An 18,947-nucleotide genomic window follows, 5' to 3' on the forward strand; every position below is an offset into this window, starting at 1 on the left:
CGGGCATGATCGAACGGCTAAAGGCGATGCTGGTCAAAGAGTTCATCCAGGTGCTGCGCGACCCGCGCATGCGCTTCGTGATGTTCGTGATCCCTGTGGTGCAGACGCTCGTCTTCGGCTACGCGGTCAACACGGACGTGCGCGAGGTGGCGACCGCCGTCTACGACCTGGACAACAGCTACCAGAGCCGGGAGATAGCCGACCTCTTCGTCAAATCCGGCTATTTCCGGCTCACGGCAAGGGTTTACGACGACAAGAGTTCGCAGGAGCTCATCGACAGGGGGGAGGTGAAGGCGGTGCTCAGGATGAACCGGGGCCTGGGCGAGCGGCTTACCGGGGGGAGGGGGGCGCAACTCCAGATGATCCTGGACGGGACCGACTCCAACACCGCCGGCATCGCGCTCAACTACGCCTCCAGGATCGTCGGGGGGTACAACCAGCGCCTGCAAAAGGAGTGGGGCGCGCGCCACGGCGGGGCGCTCCTTTTTCCAGGCGGGGTGGAGCTGGTGAGCCGCGCCTGGTTCAACGAGAACCTGGAAAGCCGCAATTACTACGTCCCCGCGGTCATAACCAACATCGTCTTCATCATCACCATGCTCCTCTCCAGCATGGCCGTGGTGCGCGAGAAGGAGATAGGGACCATAGAGCAGGTGATCGTGACCCCGATAGGGAAGGGTGAGTTCATCCTGGGAAAGACGATCCCCTTCGTCCTCATCGGCTTCATCAACGTGACGCTCATCTCGCTGGTCGCCGTCTTCTGGTTCGAGGTGCCGCTGCGCGGGTCCATTCCGCTTCTCTACTTCGCCACCGCCCTCTTCCTGATGAGCTCGCTGGGCATAGGCCTTCTCATCTCCACCATCAGCCGCACCCAGCAGCAGGCGATGATGAGCGCCTTCTTCGTCATCTTCCCCGCCATTCTACTTTCCGGGTTCGCCTTCCCCATCGAGAGCATGCCTCAGGTCGTGCAGTGGTTCACCCTGGTGAACCCGATGCGCTTTTTCCTGGTCATCATCCGCGCCATCTTCCAGAAAGGGGTCGGTATCGACATCCTCTGGCCGCAGATGGCGGCGCTGCTTCTGCTCGGCGTCACCATACTCTCCACCGCTGTCCTGAGGTTCAAGAAAACCCTGGGGTAGGCGCGGAGCTTTTAATAATCCTTGACCGTAACTTCCCGTTCGCGTACCGTTTTGCGGGAACGAAACCTGCGGTGAATTCAGGTGTATGAGGCGGAAAAGGATGAGCGATAGGGAAGAACAGAGAAAACACGTGCACGTCGCCTGCGCCATAGTCGAGCGGAACGGGCTGGTTTTGTCGGCGCTGAGGAGCGCGTCGATGAACCTTCCTCTCAGGTGGGAATTCCCAGGGGGGAAGATCGAGCCGGGCGAGGGACGCGAGGATTGCCTGAAGCGGGAGCTGGTCGAGGAATTGGGGGTGGAGATCGAGGTGGGGTCTCCCCTGACGCCTGCGACCCACAGCTATCCCGGCTTCGAGGTGACCCTTTATCCCTTCCTCTGCCGAATCGTCTCCGGCGAGGTCACCCTTTACGAGCACTCCGAGGCCAGATGGCTTTCCCCCGCCAGGATGCTGGAACTGGAATGGGCCGACGCGGACCTGCCGATAATCCTCGAATACCAGCAGTTAAGAGCAGGGGCTAGGGGCTAGGGACTGGGGGCTGGAACAACCGCTTTACAGGGAGAACTCCTGGGAGTGGTCCAGGACCTTCATCAGTCCTTCCATCTCTTCTGGCGACAACTGCAAAAGAGAGGTTTCCGGCTCGGTTTCGAGATCGATGGTCGGGTCGCTGATCAGCCCGATCCCCTTCACCTTGCATGCCTTGTCCACCAGCCGCGCCACCGTCAGCACGATGTCAGTGGTATCGAAGTTGTCGTCATGATGGTTGGCCACCACGTTGTAGTACACCTTCGGCATGTTCCAGTGCTCCATCAAGCGGCATCCCTGCTCAACATGCAGCTCCTCGAAGATGTCGAGCAGGTCCTCCTCCAGCGGGGGCGGCGCCATATCCGCCTTGTTCAGCCGCTCCAGGGCCTTCAGCAGGTAGAGCTTCCCGATGTCGTGCAAAAGCCCCGCCATGTACGCCTGTTCGGCGCGCTGCGGATAGCCGGCGCTGCGGGCAAGCCACCGGCTCCCCATGGCGCAGGCGTGGCTGTGCAGCCAAAGCGACTGCATGAACCCGTTGATGATCCGGTTCTCCGAAACATGGAGCCCCGCCTGCGAAGCCGCCATCGCCAGGTTGCACACATGCTGGGCGCCCAGCCTGATCACCGCGTCCTTGATGGTCTCGGTGCGGAAGCGTCCGATATAAAGGGGGGAGTTGGCCAGCTTCAGGATCTGCCCCGCCAGCGACTGATCCTCGTTCGCGAGCGATATCACCTGTGCTATCGAGAAGTCGGGGGTAGCAAGGAGGTGCTGCAGCCTGAGCGCTACCGGGTGGAAAACCGGCAAGTCGATCGGCTGGTTACCCAGCAGGCGCTTGATGGCGAGCGGTAATGGCATAGCGGTTCTCCTGAGTGAGGATTCGAGCCACACGACAGTTTAAAGCATCTGCCTGAGAGATAACAACAGCAAACTGTTGCGCAACTGGAACTTTCTGGCTCCGCTCTCATTCTGTCCCTTTAGCGGACAACGCGAGCAGAGACTGTCTGATAAAAAGGTTGCCTTGGCAAGGCGAATTGAAGGACTATGGTTGCGCCTGGAGTAAAGCATACGGAGAAGTTATGTCAGCGAATTTTAGAGGCAAGAAAGTAGCCGTCGCCATGAGCGGCGGTGTTGATTCATCGACGGTCGCGGCGCTCCTGAAAGAGCAGGGCGCCGAGGTGATCGGCATCAATATGAAGCTCTTTGCGCGCGAGGGCGAGGACCCCGGGGCCAAGGGTGACGCGCAGGTCGTGGCCGAGTACCTTGGGATCGAGTTCCACCTGGTGCATCTTGAGGAAGAATTCTCGCGCATCATCATGGACGACTTCCGCGCGCAGTACCTGGGAGGCGAGACACCCAACCCGTGCGTCCGCTGCAACCGCTACGTGAAGTTCGGCCTGCTTTTGGACAAGGCGCTGGAGTTGGGGGCGGAGTACCTCGCGACCGGGCATTACGTAAAAACCAGCAGAGACGAGCAGGGGACCTACCACCTTTTGAAAGCGGCCTTTCTGGCCAAGGACCAGTCCTACTTTCTCTACACACTGACCCAGCGGCAGCTCGCCCACGTGATCTTCCCGCTGGGGGATATGCCCAGCAAGGACGAGGTGCGCAGGCTGGCGGAAAAGTTCGGGCTCCCGGTGGCGCAGAAAAGCGACAGCCAGGAGATCTGCTTCGTTCCCGGCGACGACTACGTCGCTTTCCTGGAAAAGGGGGGGCGGGTTGCGGGTAAAAGCGGCGACATCGTCCACGTCGACGGCGCCGTTTTGGGCAGGCACAACGGCACCCACCGTTACACCATCGGTCAGAGGCGGGGGCTCGGCGTCGCCTGGAAGGAGCCGCTGTACGTGGTGTCGATCGATGCGGCCCAGGGGAAGGTGGTGGTCGGCGAGGCCGGGCATCTCTTCGCCGAGGGGCTCTTGGTATGCGACCTGAACTGGGTGGTGCCTGTAGAGGGGGACGCCATCGATACGACCTGCAAGATCCGCTACCGGCAGCAGCCGATAGAGTGCCGGGTGAGGCTTTTGGGCGAGGGGCTGGGAGAGGTCTTCTTTATCGAGCCGCAGAAGTCGGTGACGCCGGGGCAGTCGGTAGTCTTCTACCGCGAAGACGAGCTTCTGGGCGGTGGCCGTATCGTCCGGAAGATGTAGGGCGAGAGCGCGTAGAGCTCCTCCCCCGAAGGAGCGTATAAACTCCTCCCCCCGGAGGGGGGAGGGGACCGTCAGGCCAGTAGTGTGCTTTCTCTTAGGGATCTGGAACTAAAGAACCAGCTCCCTCCCCCAGCGGGGGAGGGGTGGGGTGGGGGAAGGCAGTCTAAGCCAGCGGAGAGTTGCAGAAGCTGCAGACGTTGAGCCACTTCTGGATCGCCTGCTCCTGCTCGACCCATTCGCTGCCGAGCCTGAGCTTCAGGAAGGTGGCGAACACCGAATCTAAAAGCTGAATCCCTTTCTCCAGTAGCATCATCCTCTCGAAGAATACCGCCTCTCTCTCCATCGCCTCGTCAACGCTGCTGTCCTTCTCTAGCTTTACCGCCGGCGACTTGAACGATGCCAGGTGGAATAGCTCGCCCTTCAGGGTCAGCTTCCAGTGATCGTCGCCGGTCTCAAGATGCAGCGTCGCCTCGGTGATCTGCTTCTTGTTCAAAAGCGCGCTTCTCACCTCGTTGAAGTGGTCCTGAGGTCCTGCCACGGTGATCATCTGAGCGCCGTTCTCGCCCGAGCCGAGGAGCACCACGCGGTCGTCCAGGTAGGCCACGAACGGCTCCTTCGCCAGCAGGATCCCTTCCTGGTTCACGGTGTACTCGCTCGCCTCGTTCATGGTCTGGTACATGAGCCAGAGCATGAAGTCCGTACCCAGCCACTGGTTCTCCTTGATCAGCTCCAGGTAGTTGTCCCCGCCGGCCTTGTTCGCCTGCTTGAGGAGCACCTTGTTCCCCTCGTCCAGGACGCTTTCCGCGCGGGCGTAGGGGTGGAACGCGGAGACCCGAAGCCCCTCGAAGGTCTTCTTGAACTGCTCCTCGAAGAGCTCGATGACCTTGGGCGATAGCGAGGTGAAGGTGAGGATGCCGGTTTTCGTGTCCCAGACCGCGTCGTAGGTGGCCGGGGTCGGGAGCGTCTGCGAAAGGAGCATCGCCTGCACCGCTTCCTTCAGGTCCTCCCGTTTCTGCTTGGGCACCTTGGTGAAGCCGGGGTTCTCCGCGAGGAACTGGTCCTGCGCCTTCTCCAGGTGGGCCTTCAGGATGGCCGAAGGGACCGAGCGCTTGTCGCGGCGCAGGGTGAACATGAGGTAGTGTTCGCGGCAGCAGGCCGCGGGGGTGTCGAAGTCTGATACTCTCGGGTCGTCGAGGTGGACCCAGCCGATCGACATTTCTTCGCTTCCCTGGTCAATCGGGTTGAACCGGTTCGCTGCCAGTTGCTTGGTGACCCAGCTGTAGAGGTCCTGGTTCGGGAGTTCCCCCTGGACCTTGAAATGGCAGACGCTTACTGTGTTGGCGAGGATGCCCATCTTCTTCTCCTTCGGATTTTGCGTTTATCTGGTCCGCCTTGGCGGGACAGCATGGATACACCTTTTGCCGGTTGCGGGCAAGTCAAAAACTAAAAGACAAAACCCTTGGCAGGGAGAACGTCTGAGGAAATTTCTCTGTTTCACCTCATCTTTTCCAGCACTTTACCCTTCTCCTTGCGTGCCTGCATCGCATGACTGCATCCGGCGAGGGGTATGAGGGTGGCGGCGAGCAAAAGGTTTTTCAGGCGATATCTGTACATGGCACCTCCGTTTTCGGCAGCGCGCAGTTTAACGGAGTTGCGCCGGCAAGACAACAGTAAGTAAAGGCTTCGCGCCCCGCTTCCCTGTATACGGTTCGCCGCTCCTGTCTCTGCGCCCTCTATGGTAGAATCGTGAAGTTTGCATGAATGGCTCTGTCCAATCTTCGCAGCTTGCAGTAGGAGGGGAACATGCACGTGGCACTGTTGCAGATGAGGCTGTTGCTGCCAAGCCGCACGCTCAAGGAGAAGCGCGCCATCGTGAAGAGCGTTCTCTCCCGGGCGCGCAACCGGTTCAACGTAGCCTGTACCGAGAGCGAGCTTCACGATCAGCCCATGGATGCCGAGCTCAGCTTCGTGACCGTCGCCCCCAGCGCAGCCCGCGCGCGGCAGATACTGCAGGAGCTCGAATCCTGGCTGGTGTCGGAGCGGCCGGACCTGGAAGTGAGCGACGTACAGGTGGAGGAGCTGTAGCCTCATTTGCACGCTATACAGCCCAGGCGAAATGTGTTAGCTTCCGCTCGTTATGATCTTGTAAACCGGGGTGAAACCGCATGGCACAGGAAGACCTTAACAAGCTCACCATCGACAAGAAACGCTATTCCCCGGCAAGCGGCGCCGGGAGCCCCTGGCGCTCCAGGATAATTGCGGCGTCGCTGGTGATACTCCTGGTCCTTGTCGTTTTCGGCTGGTTTTCCCGGCGCAGCGTCGACATCGAGGTCGCCACCGTTTCCATGGTCTACCCTTCCCAGACCTTTTCCCTTTTGAACGCGAGCGGCTACGTGGTGGCGCAGCGCAAGGCCGCCGTTTCCTCCAAGGCGACCGGGCGCCTTGAATGGCTCGGTGTCCAGGAGGGGAGTGTGGTGCGGCAGGGTGAGCTTTTGGCTCGCCTGGAAAACCGGGACGTAGCCGCGCAGAAGGGGGAGGCCGCGGCGAGCGTTTCCGCGGCGGAGAAGAACCTGGAACAGGCCCGGGTGGAGCAAAGGGACGCGTCCCGCAACCTCGCGCGCATGAGGGAGCTGGTTTCCCAGGGGATCGTCGCCCAGGCCGATTTCGACACCGCTGACGCACGCTACCAGCGGGCGGTGGCTGCCAGCGCCGCGGCGCAGGCGAACCTGAAGGGTGCCCACAGCGCGCTGCAGGGGGCCGAGGCCTTGCTAGACTACACGCTGATCCGCGCCCCCTTCGACGGGGTGGTGCTGACCAAGAACGCCGACGTGGGCGATATCGTTTCCCCCCTTGCCGCCGCCGCCAACGCCAAGGCAGCCGTCGTCACCCTTGCCGACATGGGGTCGCTCGAAGTGGAGGCGGACGTCTCCGAAGCGAACCTCGGCAAGGTGCGCGTGGGACAGCCCTGCGAGATCCTCCTGGACGCCCTCCCCGAGGCGCGCTTCCGCGGGGCGCTCGATACCATAGTCCCGACTGCCGACCGCAGCAAGGGGAGCGTCATGGTGAAGGTCCGCTTCCTCGACGAGGACAAGCGCATCCTTCCCGAGATGAGCGCCAAGGTCGCTTTCCTGGAGCGGGAGCTGAAGCCGGGAGAGGGAAAGCCGCGGGTGGCGATCCCTCCCGCCGCCGTGGTTAAGCGCGACGGCAAGGAGTTCGTCTTCGTGGTCGCCGGCGACCGCGTGCGGCAGACCCCGGTGATGCTCGGTGGTAAGCTCGGCGACATGGTCGAGGTGGTTTCAGGCATCAAGGCCGGGGACCGTATCGCAACCAAACCCCTGGACAAGCTCAAGGACCAAAGCCGCGTGAAGACGGCGGAAAAATAGCCATGGCTGAAAACACCCCTCCCATCGTCAGGATCCGCAAACTCTCCAAGGGATACCGCCGCGGCAACCAGGCCATCCCGGTCCTCTCCGGCATCAACGTCGACATCGCCCAAGGCGAGTTCGTGGCCCTCATGGGCCCCTCCGGCTCCGGCAAGAGCACGCTCTTGAACCTGATCGCCGGTATCGACACCGCCGATGAAGGCACCATCACCATCGGCGAGGTGGAGATCACCCGGCTGAGCGAGGGGGAGCTGGCGCGCTGGCGCGCCGGCAACGTCGGTTTCATCTTCCAGTTCTACAACCTGATACCTGTCCTGACCGCTTTCGAGAACGTAGAGCTTCCCCTCTTGCTCACCCCGCTGAAAAGGCGCGAGCGGCGCGAGCATGTCGAGGCTGTCCTCTCCGTGGTGGGGCTTGCCGACCGGATGGACCACTACCCCTCGCAGCTCTCCGGCGGTCAGCAGCAAAGGGTCGCCATCGCACGGGCCATAGTCACCGACCCCGAGATCCTGGTGGCGGACGAGCCGACCGGCGACCTCGACCGCGCCTCCGCCGAAGAGATCCTGCAGCTCATGGACCGCCTGGTCCACGAGTTCGGCAAGACCGTCATCATGGTCACCCACGACCCGCGCGCCGCCGAAAAAGCCCATATCATCAGGCATCTCGAGAAGGGCGAGTTGAGCGTGAGCTAGATGGGAATCCCATACTCCTACAGTTTCCGCAACCTCTGGACCCGGCGGCTTACCACGCTGCTCACCGCAAGCGGCATGGGGCTCGTGGTCTTCGTCTTCGCCGCGACCCTGATGCTGACCGAGGGGCTGCAGAAGACCCTGGTGCAGACCGGATCTCCCGACAACGTGGTGCTGCTCAGAAAAGCCGCCGGCTCCGAGGTGCAAAGCGGCGTGGAGCGCTCCCAGGCGGCGCTTCTGGAGAGCCAGCCGGAGGTAGCAATCGGCGCCGACGGGGAGCCGCTTTTAGCCAAGGAAGTGGTGGTGCTGATCAACCTGAAAAAGCGGGTGGGGGACAAACCTTCCAACGTCATAATCAGGGGGGTGACCCCGACTTCGCTCAAGCTGCGTCCCGCCATAAGGCTCAAGGAAGGGCGCATGCCGCGCCCGGGTTCCGCCGAGGTGATCGCCGGCGAGAGCATCGCCCGGCGCTTCAAGGGGGGCGGGCTGGGTGAGACCATCAGGTTCGGGATGCGCGACTGGCGGGTAGTCGGCGTCTTCGACGCCGGTTCCACCGGCTTTTCCTCCGAGATCTGGGGGGATGCCGACCAGCTGATGCAGGCTTTCCGCAGGCAGGCCTACTCCTCCATCATCTTCCGTTTGCGCGACTCCACAAGCTTCGACTCCTACAAGACGCGGGTGGAGAGCGACCCGAGGCTCACCGTCGAGGCCAAGCGCGAGACCGAGTATTACCTGGACCAGTCCGAGGCCATGGCGAAATTCCTGAACATACTGGGGATGGTTTTGACTGTCGTCTTTTCCATAGGCGCCGTGATCGGGGCGACCATCACCATGTACGCAGCCGTCGCCAATCGGGTCACCGAGATCGGTACTCTGCGCGCGCTGGGGTTCCAGAGGAAGAGCATCCTCTCCGCCTTCATCGTTGAGGCGCTCTTTCTGGGGCTTTGCGGCGGGGGACTGGGGATCTTCGCCGCCAGCTTCATGCAGCTCATCACCATATCCACCATGAACTGGGCCTCCTTTTCCGAGCTTGCCTTTTCCTTCACGCTCAACTTTTCCATCGTCTGGAAGTCGTTGTTGTTTTCCGCCGTCATGGGGCTCGTCGGAGGCACGCTCCCCGCGTTCCGTGCCTCGCGGATGAACATAGTAGAGTCCCTGCGGGCGACATAAGCTTAAAAACGGAACACAAAGGCGGAACACAGAGGTCGTGGAGGTTCACGGAGGTCACAGAGGTTTTTTTAGGGGAAAAACTAAAGGCACCCACCACAGAGGCTGCACAGAGGAACCACGGAGGAAAGGCAAAAGGCTTTGATTTTTCACGAAATCCGTTGGCGCTTTTCTTGTTTTTCTCCGTTGACCTCAGGGGCAGTTTTTTTGTTTCTGTTTTTTGGCCTTTGCTTTTCCCCTCAAAAGGTTTGAGGTTTTCCTCGTTTTTGTTTTTCCTCTGTGCCTCTCTGTGTCCTCTGTGGTGAGTGCCTTTGCTTTTGGTTTCTTGGTTTTTTGGGGGTTTTGGTGTTCATACTGAAATACATCATACGGAACCTCTTCCGGCACAAGCTCCGCTCGGTGCTGACTGTCGTCGGCGTCGCCGTGGCGGTCCTCGCCTTCGGGCTCTTGCGCACCCTGGTCGGGCTCTGGTACGCCGGCGCGGAGCACGCCTCCGACACCAGGCTCGTCACCCGCAACGCCATCTCGCTCGTCTTCCCGCTCCCCTTCTCCTACCTTGACCGCATCCGCGGCGTCCCCGGGGTGAGCTCGGTCTCCTACGGCAACTGGTTCGGCGGCGTCTACATCGAGGAGAAGAACTTCTTCGCCAACTATGCGGTCGAACCACGCACTTACCTCGCCCTTTACCCCGAGTTCGTCCTCCCGGAGAAGGAGAAGAACGACTTCATCCTCGACCGCAAGGGGTGCATCGTCGGGGAGCGCCTGGCGAAGACCTACGGCTGGAAGGTGGGGGACCTCATCACCCTCAAAGGGACCATCTTCCCCGGCAACTGGGAGTTCGTGGTACGCGGGATCTACCACGGCGCAGAGAAGGCCACCGAGGAGCGGCTGATGTTGTTCCACTGGAGCTACCTGAACGAGAGCGTGCGCCAGAGTTCCCCGAGGAGGGCGGACCAGGTCGGGTTCTTCATGATCGGGGTGAAGCGGCCGGAATTGGCGCCCGAGGTTTCCCTTGCCGTCGACTCGATGTTCAAGAACTCGCTGGCGGAGACCCTGACCGAGACCGAGAAGGCGTTTCACATGGGGTTCATCGCCATGACCGAGGCGATCATGGTGGCGATCCAGATCGTGTCCTACATGGTCATCGCCATCATCATGGTGGTTGCGGCCAACACCATGGCTATGACGGCGCGGGAGAGGATCGGCGAGTACGCGACACTTAAGACGCTGGGGTTCAAGGCCGGGCACCTGGCGGGGCTCATCTTCGGCGAGTCTGTCGCCATCTCCCTGCTGGGCGGCCTCTTGGGGGTTGCGGCGACCTTCCCCGCCGCCCACTGGATCGAAGTGGAACTGGCGCAGTACTTCCCATTTTTCAGCGTATCGATGCAGACCCTGCTCTACGAGATGCTGGCCGCCCTTTCCGTCGGCGTCGTTTCCGGGATTTTCCCAACCTGGCGCGGCGCCACCATCCGCATCGCCCAAGGGCTCAAACGTATAGGCTGAAACATTGAGCAAGATCAAAGGCATCGCACGCGGATTTGGCGGAAAACGCGGATAAAGGCGGATAGGTCTGAAGAGAAATAGTTTATAGATGTGAGGTTTACAGGTGTTATCTGCAGTTATCGTTTTTGTTTCCGTGTAATCCGTGTGCGATTTTTTTGTTTTTCAGGAGGTTTTTTTGAGATTCATCCGCATGCCCCACGACCGTATCGTCTACCTGCTGCTCCTGGTCTCAATCGTTCTCTACTTCATGGATTATTTCCTCTTCGGCCGCGCCGGCGAAATCGGCTTCGGCTTCATGTCCAACGTCGCCTTCCTCCCGGTGTACGTCCTCTTCGTCACGCTCATGATCGAGCGGGTCCTGCGGGAGCGCGAGCGCGAGGCGATGCTCAAGAAGCTCAACATGGTGATCGGCATCTTCTTCAGCGAGGTCGGCACGAGGCTCTTGCGCGACTTCCTCGAATTCTTCCCGGACGGAGAGGAGCTGAGGCAAAGGCTCAACGTCACCGTGCGCTGGCGCGAGGATGATTACCGCACCGCCCGCGACTTCCTCAAAAGCCACGAGATCCGCCTCGACGCACGCCTGGGGGACCTTCCCCGTCTGAAGGAGTTCCTGTCGGAGAAGAAAGGGGTCATGCTCTCGCTCATGGAGAACCCGAACCTTTTGGAGCACGAGTCCTTCACCGACCTGCTCTGGGCGGTGTTCCACCTGATCGAGGAGCTCCAGGCACGCCACTGCCTCGCCTCCCTTCCCGCAAGCGACCTCGAGCACCTGGCCGGAGACATGAAAAGGGCCCACAACCACCTTCTCATCGAGTGGCTCTCGTACATGTCCCACCTGCAAAAGGATTACCCCTACCTCTTTTCGCTGGCGGTCAGGATGAACCCGATGAACCCGCAGGCGCATGCCGAGGTGACCTGAGGCAGGGCGAAAAAGTCAGAAAAAAGTTGCATATTTGCATCTTGTGCCTTATAAGTATCAGCTCCGCTGAGAGCCACTATCCCCCTCCTGAAAGGTGACCGAACGCTTTGAAAGAAAAGCAGACTCTGGAAAAACTCCGTCAGGAAATAGATGCCGTCGACGACCGCATCCTCGACCTTTTGAACCAGCGGGCCAAGCTCGTCATGGAGGTCGGCGCGGTCAAGACGAAAAGCCACAGCGATTTCCACGTCCCCAGCCGCGAGAGGGAGATCTACGAGCGCCTCACCGCAGCCAATCCCGGGCCTTTCCCGTCCGACGCGGTGCGGGGCGTCTTCCGCGAGATCATCTCCGCTTCGCTGGCGCTGGAAAAACCCCTGAACGTCGCCTTCCTGGGACCCAGCGCCACCTTCAGCCACCTGGCCGCCATGCAGCACTTCGGCCTCTCTGCCTCGCTCTCCCCGGAGCGCTCCATCCCCGCCGTATTCGAGGCGGTGGAGAAGGGGGAGGCGTATTACGGAGTGGTGCCGGTCGAGAACACGACCGAAGGGATGATCTCCCATACGCTCGACATGTTCATGGAGAGCGAACTGAAGATCAACGCCGAGGTGCTCCTGGAGGTTTCCCATTTCCTCCTCTCCCGCACCGGGCGCTTCGAGGACATAAAGAAGGTCTACTCGCACCCGCAGCCCCTGGCCCAGTGCCGCAAGTGGCTCGCCGAGAACCTCCCCAACGTGCCGTTGGTCGACGTCGCCTCGACTACCCTCGCCGCGCAGATCGTGTCCGAAGATTACACCGCCGCGGCCATCGCCAGCGAGTACGCCTCCTCCATCTATAACCTCAAGGTGGTCAAGGCCCGCATCGAGGACCAGGTGAACAACTTCACCCGCTTCCTGGTCATCGGCCGCAAGATGGCCGACCGCAGCGGAGACGACAAGACCTCGCTCATGTTCTCGGTCCGCGACGAGCCCGGCATCCTGCACCGGATGCTGGAGCCTTTCGCCCAGCGCGGCATCAACCTCTCCAAGATCGAGTCCCGCCCCCTGAAGCGCAAGGCGTGGGAATACATCTTCTACCTCGACCTCTCAGGCCACATCTCCGACCCGGAGGTAGCCGAGGCGGTCAAGGAACTTTCCGGCTGCTGCCAGTTCGTCAAGGTGCTTGGCTCCTATCCCCGGGCGCGTTCATGAGGGAGAGCTAGCATGCTGGTATTCAATCGGATGGCCGTTATCGGCGTCGGGCTGATCGGGGGCTCGCTCGCCCGCATCCTGCGCGAGAAGGGTGCGGTAAAGGAAGTGGTCGGCATCGGCCGTGGCGAGGAAAACCTGAAGCGCGGCGTGGAGCTGGGTGTTTTGGACCGTTACACCACGAACGCCAAGGAAGGCGTCGCCGGAGCCGACCTGGTCTTCGTGGCGACGCCGGTCTGCGCCATCCCCAAGGTGGTGGCAGAAATCGCACCGTTTCTCGCGCCGGGCTGCATCGTGACCGACGGCGGGAGCGTCAAGGAATTCGTGGTCGAGGCTTGCGAGCAGCTCATGCCCGAGGGGACCTTCTTCGTAGGGGGACACCCCATCGCCGGGACCGAGCACTCCGGGGTCGAGGCATCCTTCTCGACGCTGTACCAGGGGAAGCGCTGCATCGTGACGCCGACCGCCAACACCGACGCCCTCGCGCTGGAGAAGGTGGTGGAGATCTGGAAGATCGCCGGCTCCACGGTTCCGCTCATGGACCCCGTCCAGCACGACCGCGTCGTGGCCGCGATCTCGCACCTGCCGCACATGGTCGCCTATTCGCTGGTCAACGCCGTCGACGGCTACGACCGCTTCGGGGGGGATCTCCTCTCCTTCTCCGCCGGCGGTTTCCGGGATTTCACCCGCATCGCCTCGTCCGACCCCGTCATGTGGCGCGACATCGCTCTCACCAACCGCGACGCCATCCTGGAGATGATGGATTTCTTCTCGGGATACCTGGAAACGCTGCGCGGCCTGGTCGCGGAGGGTGACGCCGAAGGGCTCCGCAGCTTCTTCCTCAACTCGAAAGAAAAGCGCGACGCTATTCTGTAAGGCAGGGGCTGGAAACCCGGGGCTAGGGACTGGGGGCTGGCGACTAGCGAACAGTAAAAGAAAATTCGGGGTCCAGCCTCGGGCTGTTGGTTTCGCAGTACAACATCAGGAAAGATAGACTGGGAAGGAAGTGCTGTTGAGGTGGGGGTGCCAGTCCCTAGCCCCCAGCCCCTAGCCCCGGTTCTCAGGGGTACTCATGCAAAGCTATACGGTTCAACCCGCAAAATCGGTACGGGGAGAAATCAGCGTCCCCGGCGACAAGTCGATATCGCACCGCTCCATCATGTTCGGCTCCATCGCCTCCGGCGTCACCAAGGTGACCGGCTTTCTGCGCGGCGAGGACGCCCTGGCCACCCTGGAAGCCTTCCGCGCCATGGGGGTGCAGATCGATGACGACGGGGAAACGGTCACCATCCAGGGGCGGGGGCTGCACGGCCTGAGCGAGCCCACCGACGTGGTCGACTGCGGCAACTCCGGGACCTCGATGCGCCTTTTGACCGGCCTGCTCGCCGGGCAGAACTTCTTCTCGGTCCTTTCCGGGGACAAGTACCTGCGCGCCCGCCCCATGAAGCGCGTTGTGGGACCCCTGGCCCAGATGGGCGCCCGCATCTCGGGGCGCGCCGGTGGTGAGAAGGCCCCGCTGGCGATCCAGGGTTCTAAGCTCAAAGGAATCGACTACGACTCCCCCGTTTCCAGCGCCCAGGTCAAGTCCGCCATCATGCTGGCAGGGCTTTACGCCGGCGGGGAGACGGTGGTGCGCGAGCCGCATCTCTCCCGCGACCACTCCGAACGTATGCTGCGCGCTTTCGGCGCACACGTAGAGACCTTCCCCGGCGGCGTCAAGGTGCGCGGCGGGGCGGAGCTTACCGGACGCGACATAGTTGTCCCGGGCGACATCTCCTCGGCCGCCTTCTTCATGGTCGCGGCCCTCATCGTACCCGGCTCCGATCTCTTGATCCGCGGCGTCGGCATCAACCCGACCCGCACCGGCATCATCGACGTGCTCAAGGGGATGGGGGGAGACCTGGAACTTACGAACCAGCGCGACGAATCGGGTGAGCCGGTCGCCGACATCAGGGTGCGCCACTCGAAACTGACCGCTATGGAGATCTCCGGGGAGGTGGTGCCGCGCGCCATCGACGAGTTCCCCGCCATCTGCGTCGCCGCTTCGCTGGCGCAAGGGACCACCGTCGTGCGCGACGCCGCGGAACTCCGGGTCAAGGAAACCGACCGCATCTCCGCCATGGCCGACAACTTGAGGCGCGCCGGCGTCGAGATCGTCGAGACTCCGGACGGCATGAAGATCACCGGCGTTGCCGCCTTGAAGGGATGTGCCGCCGACAGCTTCGGCGATCACAGGATCGCCATGTCCATGATGGTCGCAGGCTTGGTCGCCCAGGGCGAGACCAGCGTATCGGACACCGAGTGCATCGCGACCTCGTTCCCCGGCTTCGTAAGCCTCCTCGAGGGGGTGGCGCAGCGGTGAGCGCGGTAAGGGAAAACGGAGTAATCGTAGCCATCGACGGCCCGTCCGGGGCCGGCAAAAGCAGCCTCACCAAGCTTCTCGCCAAACGCCTGGGGTACATCCACATCGACACCGGCGCCATGTTCCGCGCCGTGGCCCTTTCTGCCAAGCGCGCCGGCATCGCCAGCGACGACGATAAAGGGCTGGCGGAGCTCTGCCAAGGCCTCGAGATCAGCTTTGCCCGCGACGGCGAGACCTGCCGGGTGCTCGCCAACGGCGAAGATGTTTCCAGCGAGATCAGGACCGAGGAGATCGGGCTTTTGACCTCGACCATCTCGGCGCGCAAGCCCGTGCGCCAGGCGCTTTTGGAAATGCAGCGCAGGATGGGCGCCAAGGGAGGGGTTATCCTGGAAGGGCGCGACATCGGCACCGTGGTCTTTCCCGACGCCGAGGTGAAGTTCTTTCTCTCCGCCAGCGCCGAGGAGCGCGGCCGTCGCCGCTACCTGGAGCTCGCCGCTCGCGGCGAGAGCGCGACTCTCGAAGAGACCATAGCCAAGGTGATCCAGCGCGACCGGCAGGACGAGGGGCGCGAGCACGCACCGCTCAAGCAGGCCGAAGACGCCGTCCCCATCGATTCCACCAGCCTCTCCATCGAGCAGGTGCTGGAACTGATGGAACGGACCGTGAAAGAACGCCTGGCCCAAGGGGGTAAGGGGTAACCATGGAAGTGATACTGGCAAAGCATGCCGGCTTTTGCTTCGGCGTGAAAAGGGCGACCCAGCTCGCGTTCGAAGCCGCCGACATCGGAAGGGAAACCTACACGCTCGGGCCCATCATCCATTCGCCGCAGGTAGTGCAAAGGCTCGAGGAGATGGGGGTGATCCCGGTCGAGAACGTGAGCGAGGTGGAGAGCGGCGGCACCATCATCATCCGCTCCCACGGTGTCGCTGCCGAGGAGCTGGAGGCCGCGGTACGTGCCAACCTCGAGGTGGTGGACGCCACCTGCCCCTTCGTGAAGAAAGCCCAGGAACATGTGGCGACCCTTTCCAAGGAGGGGTACGACATCGTCGTTGTGGGGGACGCGGTGCACCCCGAGGTGCAGGGGATCGTTTCCTACGCTGCAGGAAGGGTTTACGTGGTCAGCTCCGGAAAAGACGTGGAGCGCCTGCCGCGCATGTCGAAGATCGGCATCGTGGCGCAGACCACCCAGTCGTTCGAGCACCTGCAGGACGTCGTGACCGCCTGTCTTGCCAGGGGAGGGGAGACCCGGGTCTACAACACCATCTGCGACGCCACGGCCGTCAGGCAGGACGAGGCAAAGAAGCTTGCCGGCGCGGTGGACTGCATGGTGGTGATCGGCGGCTTCAACTCCGCCAACACAAAGAGGCTCGCCCAGATCTGCAGGGAGCTTCTGCCGCGCACCCACCACGTCGAGACCGCCTGCCAGATCGACGCGCAGTGGTTCGAGGGAGTCGAGAAGGTCGGAGTCACGGCCGGGGCCTCCACTCCGAAGTGGATCATCGACGAAGTGATCAATCGTATTTCGGCGATTGATAAAGATAAAATAAGTTGATTTTTGTCGACAATGTGCTAAATTAGCTCGATTTTATATGGAGATTACACGAGGGGGTACACGTTTCAATGGGTGAAGAAAAACGGACGTTCAAGAAAAAAGATATGCCTATCAGGCGGTTACACGATAATGACGAGGAGCTGGATCAGGCCGAAATGGGTGGTGAGTTTGCCGACCTTTTCCAGGACAGTCTGAGGCAGCCGCAGAGTGGCGAGGTAGTCAAGGCCGTCGTGGTTCAGATCGAGCAGGACGTGGTGCTGGTGGACGTCGGGTACAAGTCCGAAGGCGCAATCCGCATCGCCGAGTTCATCGACGAGAACGGCGAGCTGAACGTGAAGGTCGGTGACGAAGTGAACGTTTACTTCGAGCGCGGCGAGAACATCCGCGGCCACATGGTCCTCTCCAAGAAGAAAGCCGATTCCCAGGTTGCCTGGGAGACCATCGCCGCAGCCGGCGAGGGTGGCGTCATCGAAGGGAAGATCACCGGCAAGGTGAAAGGCGGCATGACCGTCGACGTCGGCGTCGAGGCATTCCTGCCGGCATCGCAGGTTGACCTGCGTCCCGGCGGCAACATGGACCGCTTCGTAGGCCAGACCTACCAGTTCAGGATCCTGAAGCTGAACAGGAAGCGCGGCAACCTGGTTCTTTCCCGTCGCGTGCTGCTCGAGGAGGAGCGCGAGAAGGCAAGGACCGAGACCCTGGCGACCCTGAAGGAAGGCGACATCGCCGACGGCGTGGTCAAGAACATCGCCGAGTACGGCGCATTCGTCGACCTGGGCGGCGTGGACGGCCTGCTGCACGTGACCGACATGTCCTGGGGCCGTCTTGGCCACCCCTCCGAGATGGTCAAAGTGGGCGACACCCTCAAGGTGATGGTCCTCAAGTACGACCGCGAGAAAGGGAAGATCTCCCTGGGCCTCAAGCAGACCGTGCCCGATCCCTGGCTCAACGTCGGCGACCGCTACAAGGAAGGCGAGAGGGTCCGCGGCAAAGTCGTGAGCCTGACCGATTACGGCGCATTCATCTCCCTGGAAGACGGCATCGAAGGCCTGGTGCACGTGTCCGAGATGTCCTGGACCAGGAGAGTGCGTCACCCGTCCGAAATCCTCAAGGTTGGTGAGGAAGTCGAAGCGGTCATCCTGGGCGTCGATCCGGGCAACCGCAGGATCTCCCTGGGCCTCAAGCAGACCGAGATCAACCCCTGGACCGTGATCGGGGAGCGTTACCCGGTCGGCACCAAGATCGAAGGGCAGATCAAGAACATCACCGACTTCGGCGTCTTCATCGGCATCGAAGACGGCATCGACGGCCTGGTGCATGTCTCCGACATCTCCTGGACCCGCCGCGTCAAGCATCCGGGCGAGATGTTCACCAAGGGGCAGACCGTGCAGGCAGTCGTTCTCAACATCGACGTCGAGAACGAGCGTCTCTCCCTGGGCATCAAGCAGCTGGCAGCCGATCCGTGGGAAGAGATCCCCAGGAAGTACCGTCCGGGCTCCAAGGTCAAAGGGCGCGTCACCTCCGTGACCGACTTCGGCATCTTCGTCGAGATCGAAGAAGGTATCGAGGGGCTGATCCACGTTTCCGAGATCTCCTACGAGAAGGTCGCTTCTCCGAAGGACTTCGCCAACGTGGGCGACGAGCTCGAAGCAGTAGTGCTGAACGTGGACATGGTCGAGAAGAAGATCGCCCTCTCCATCAAGGCGCTGCAGACCGCCATGGAGAAAGCGGAGATGGCCTCCTACATGGGGAGCCAGGGTGAGGCGACCTCCAGCTTCGGCGACCTGCTGAAAGAGAAGCTGAAGAAGAGCACCGAGGAATAGAACCAGTCACTTCGCCGACTGATTAATTTAATAGTAACTGAGGTATGTAAATGACTAAGAGCGAACTGATCGACAAGCTGGTTGAAGTACGTGGCGTGCTGACCCGCAAGGACTCCGAGGCCGTCGTTTCCATGGTGTTCGACGCCATGAGCGAGGCGCTCACCAGCGGAGACAAGGTAGAGATCCGCGGTTTTGGGAGCTTCACCATCAGGGATCGCGAGCCGCGTGAGGCAAGGAACCCGAAGAGCGGCGAGATCGTCAGCATCCCGTCCAAGAAGACCCCGTTTTTCAAGACCGGCAAGGATCTTAGGGAGCGGGTGAACAACCTGTAGCAGTAAAAGCGGGAATCGGCCCGGATGGCGGAATTGGTAGACGCAAGGGACTTAAAATCCCTCGTCTGAAAGGACGTGCCGGTTCGACCCCGGCTCCGGGCACCAGTAGTAAGTACAACAGAATATAATAAAGTGAAAAAGCCCTGAAAAATCAGGGCTTTTTCTTTTTTGAAGTCCGACGGGGTCCAACAAAATCTACCCCAAGCAAAGTTTTTTGGGTATATTTTTGG

The 18,947-nt window shown here is 61.4% G+C and carries 18 protein-coding genes and 1 tRNA gene; 17 read left to right on the forward strand and 2 right to left on the reverse strand.

The annotated features are described in order from the left end of the window. Positions 1-5 precede the first annotated feature (5 nt). Both GEOBRER4_RS04805 and GEOBRER4_RS04810 read left to right on the forward strand, forming a co-directional pair. The gene (locus GEOBRER4_RS04805) at positions 6-1,136 is read left to right on the forward strand and encodes an ABC transporter permease (RefSeq protein ID WP_085813580.1); all 1,131 of its coding nucleotides are present in this window, start codon (positions 6-8) and stop codon (positions 1,134-1,136) included. A 100-nt stretch (positions 1,137-1,236) separates the two neighbouring features. Beyond that, positions 1,237-1,662 (forward strand): (deoxy)nucleoside triphosphate pyrophosphohydrolase, encoded by a 426-nt coding sequence (locus GEOBRER4_RS04810; protein WP_185244453.1) that lies wholly within the window; start codon positions 1,237-1,239, stop codon positions 1,660-1,662. A 24-nt stretch (positions 1,663-1,686) separates the two neighbouring features. On the opposite strand, the gene GEOBRER4_RS04815 is transcribed toward GEOBRER4_RS04810, so the two are convergent. Then, the gene (locus tag GEOBRER4_RS04815; protein ID WP_185244454.1) at positions 1,687-2,514 is read right to left on the reverse strand and encodes an HDOD domain-containing protein; all 828 of its coding nucleotides are present in this window, start codon (positions 2,512-2,514) and stop codon (positions 1,687-1,689) included. A 221-nt stretch (positions 2,515-2,735) separates the two neighbouring features. Between GEOBRER4_RS04815 and mnmA the strand changes: the two genes are divergently transcribed. Beyond that, positions 2,736-3,803: a tRNA 2-thiouridine(34) synthase MnmA gene (mnmA, locus tag GEOBRER4_RS04820; protein ID WP_185244455.1), complete on the forward strand. Its 1,068-nt coding sequence runs from the start codon at positions 2,736-2,738 to the stop codon at positions 3,801-3,803. A gap of 163 nt (positions 3,804-3,966) precedes the next feature. Here mnmA and rdgC read toward each other — a convergent pair whose 3' ends face one another. Next, positions 3,967-5,157: a recombination-associated protein RdgC gene (rdgC, locus tag GEOBRER4_RS04825; protein WP_185244456.1), complete on the reverse strand. Its 1,191-nt coding sequence runs from the start codon at positions 5,155-5,157 to the stop codon at positions 3,967-3,969. A gap of 449 nt (positions 5,158-5,606) precedes the next feature. Between rdgC and GEOBRER4_RS04830 the strand changes: the two genes are divergently transcribed. The 14 genes from GEOBRER4_RS04830 (at position 5,607) to GEOBRER4_RS04895 (ending at position 18,822) form a co-directional block, all read left to right on the forward strand. After that, positions 5,607-5,888, forward strand: coding sequence for a DUF503 domain-containing protein (locus GEOBRER4_RS04830; protein WP_085813575.1), 282 nt, complete (start codon positions 5,607-5,609; stop codon positions 5,886-5,888). A gap of 80 nt (positions 5,889-5,968) precedes the next feature. Beyond that, positions 5,969-7,186, forward strand: a complete 1,218-nt coding sequence (locus GEOBRER4_RS04835) for an efflux RND transporter periplasmic adaptor subunit (protein ID WP_185244457.1) — start codon at positions 5,969-5,971, stop codon at positions 7,184-7,186. 2 nt (positions 7,187-7,188) lie between these two features. Then, a complete protein-coding gene (locus GEOBRER4_RS04840; protein WP_185244458.1) occupies positions 7,189-7,878 on the forward strand; it encodes an ABC transporter ATP-binding protein in 690 nt (229 codons plus the stop codon). Beyond that, positions 7,879-9,045 carry an ABC transporter permease gene (locus tag GEOBRER4_RS04845; RefSeq protein WP_185244459.1) on the forward strand — a complete coding sequence of 389 codons (1,167 nt, stop codon included), beginning with the start codon at positions 7,879-7,881 and terminating at the stop codon, positions 9,043-9,045. A gap of 342 nt (positions 9,046-9,387) precedes the next feature. After that, positions 9,388-10,545, forward strand: coding sequence for an ABC transporter permease (locus tag GEOBRER4_RS04850; protein WP_185244460.1), 1,158 nt, complete (start codon positions 9,388-9,390; stop codon positions 10,543-10,545). 175 nt (positions 10,546-10,720) lie between these two features. After that, complete coding sequence (locus tag GEOBRER4_RS04855; RefSeq protein WP_185244461.1) at positions 10,721-11,464, forward strand: hypothetical protein; 744 nt, start codon at positions 10,721-10,723, stop codon at positions 11,462-11,464. Positions 11,465-11,571: 107 nt separating this feature from the next. After that, complete coding sequence (gene pheA / locus GEOBRER4_RS04860) at positions 11,572-12,651, forward strand: prephenate dehydratase (RefSeq protein ID WP_185244462.1); 1,080 nt, start codon at positions 11,572-11,574, stop codon at positions 12,649-12,651. Positions 12,652-12,663: 12 nt separating this feature from the next. After that, positions 12,664-13,524, forward strand: coding sequence for a prephenate dehydrogenase (locus tag GEOBRER4_RS04865; protein ID WP_185244463.1), 861 nt, complete (start codon positions 12,664-12,666; stop codon positions 13,522-13,524). A gap of 196 nt (positions 13,525-13,720) precedes the next feature. Next, positions 13,721-15,010: a 3-phosphoshikimate 1-carboxyvinyltransferase gene (gene aroA, locus GEOBRER4_RS04870; protein WP_185244464.1), complete on the forward strand. Its 1,290-nt coding sequence runs from the start codon at positions 13,721-13,723 to the stop codon at positions 15,008-15,010. Then, positions 15,007-15,708 (forward strand): (d)CMP kinase, encoded by a 702-nt coding sequence (gene cmk / locus GEOBRER4_RS04875; RefSeq protein WP_085813567.1) that lies wholly within the window; start codon positions 15,007-15,009, stop codon positions 15,706-15,708. Before aroA ends, cmk begins: the two co-directional genes overlap by 4 nt. A 2-nt stretch (positions 15,709-15,710) precedes the next feature. Further along, a complete protein-coding gene (locus GEOBRER4_RS04880; RefSeq protein WP_185244465.1) occupies positions 15,711-16,562 on the forward strand; it encodes a 4-hydroxy-3-methylbut-2-enyl diphosphate reductase in 852 nt (283 codons plus the stop codon). Positions 16,563-16,630: 68 nt separating this feature from the next. Further along, complete coding sequence (locus GEOBRER4_RS04885) at positions 16,631-18,385, forward strand: 30S ribosomal protein S1 (protein WP_185244466.1); 1,755 nt, start codon at positions 16,631-16,633, stop codon at positions 18,383-18,385. 50 nt (positions 18,386-18,435) lie between these two features. Beyond that, entirely contained in the window at positions 18,436-18,717 is a 282-nt protein-coding gene (locus GEOBRER4_RS04890) for an integration host factor subunit beta (protein ID WP_085813564.1), read from the forward strand. Between the two features lie 18 nt (positions 18,718-18,735). Then, positions 18,736-18,822: transfer RNA gene (locus GEOBRER4_RS04895), tRNA-Leu, on the forward strand. Positions 18,823-18,947 lie beyond the last annotated feature (125 nt).

This window comes from Citrifermentans bremense, from assembly GCF_014218275.1.
Classification (GTDB): domain Bacteria; phylum Desulfobacterota; class Desulfuromonadia; order Geobacterales; family Geobacteraceae; genus Geomonas; species Geomonas pelophila.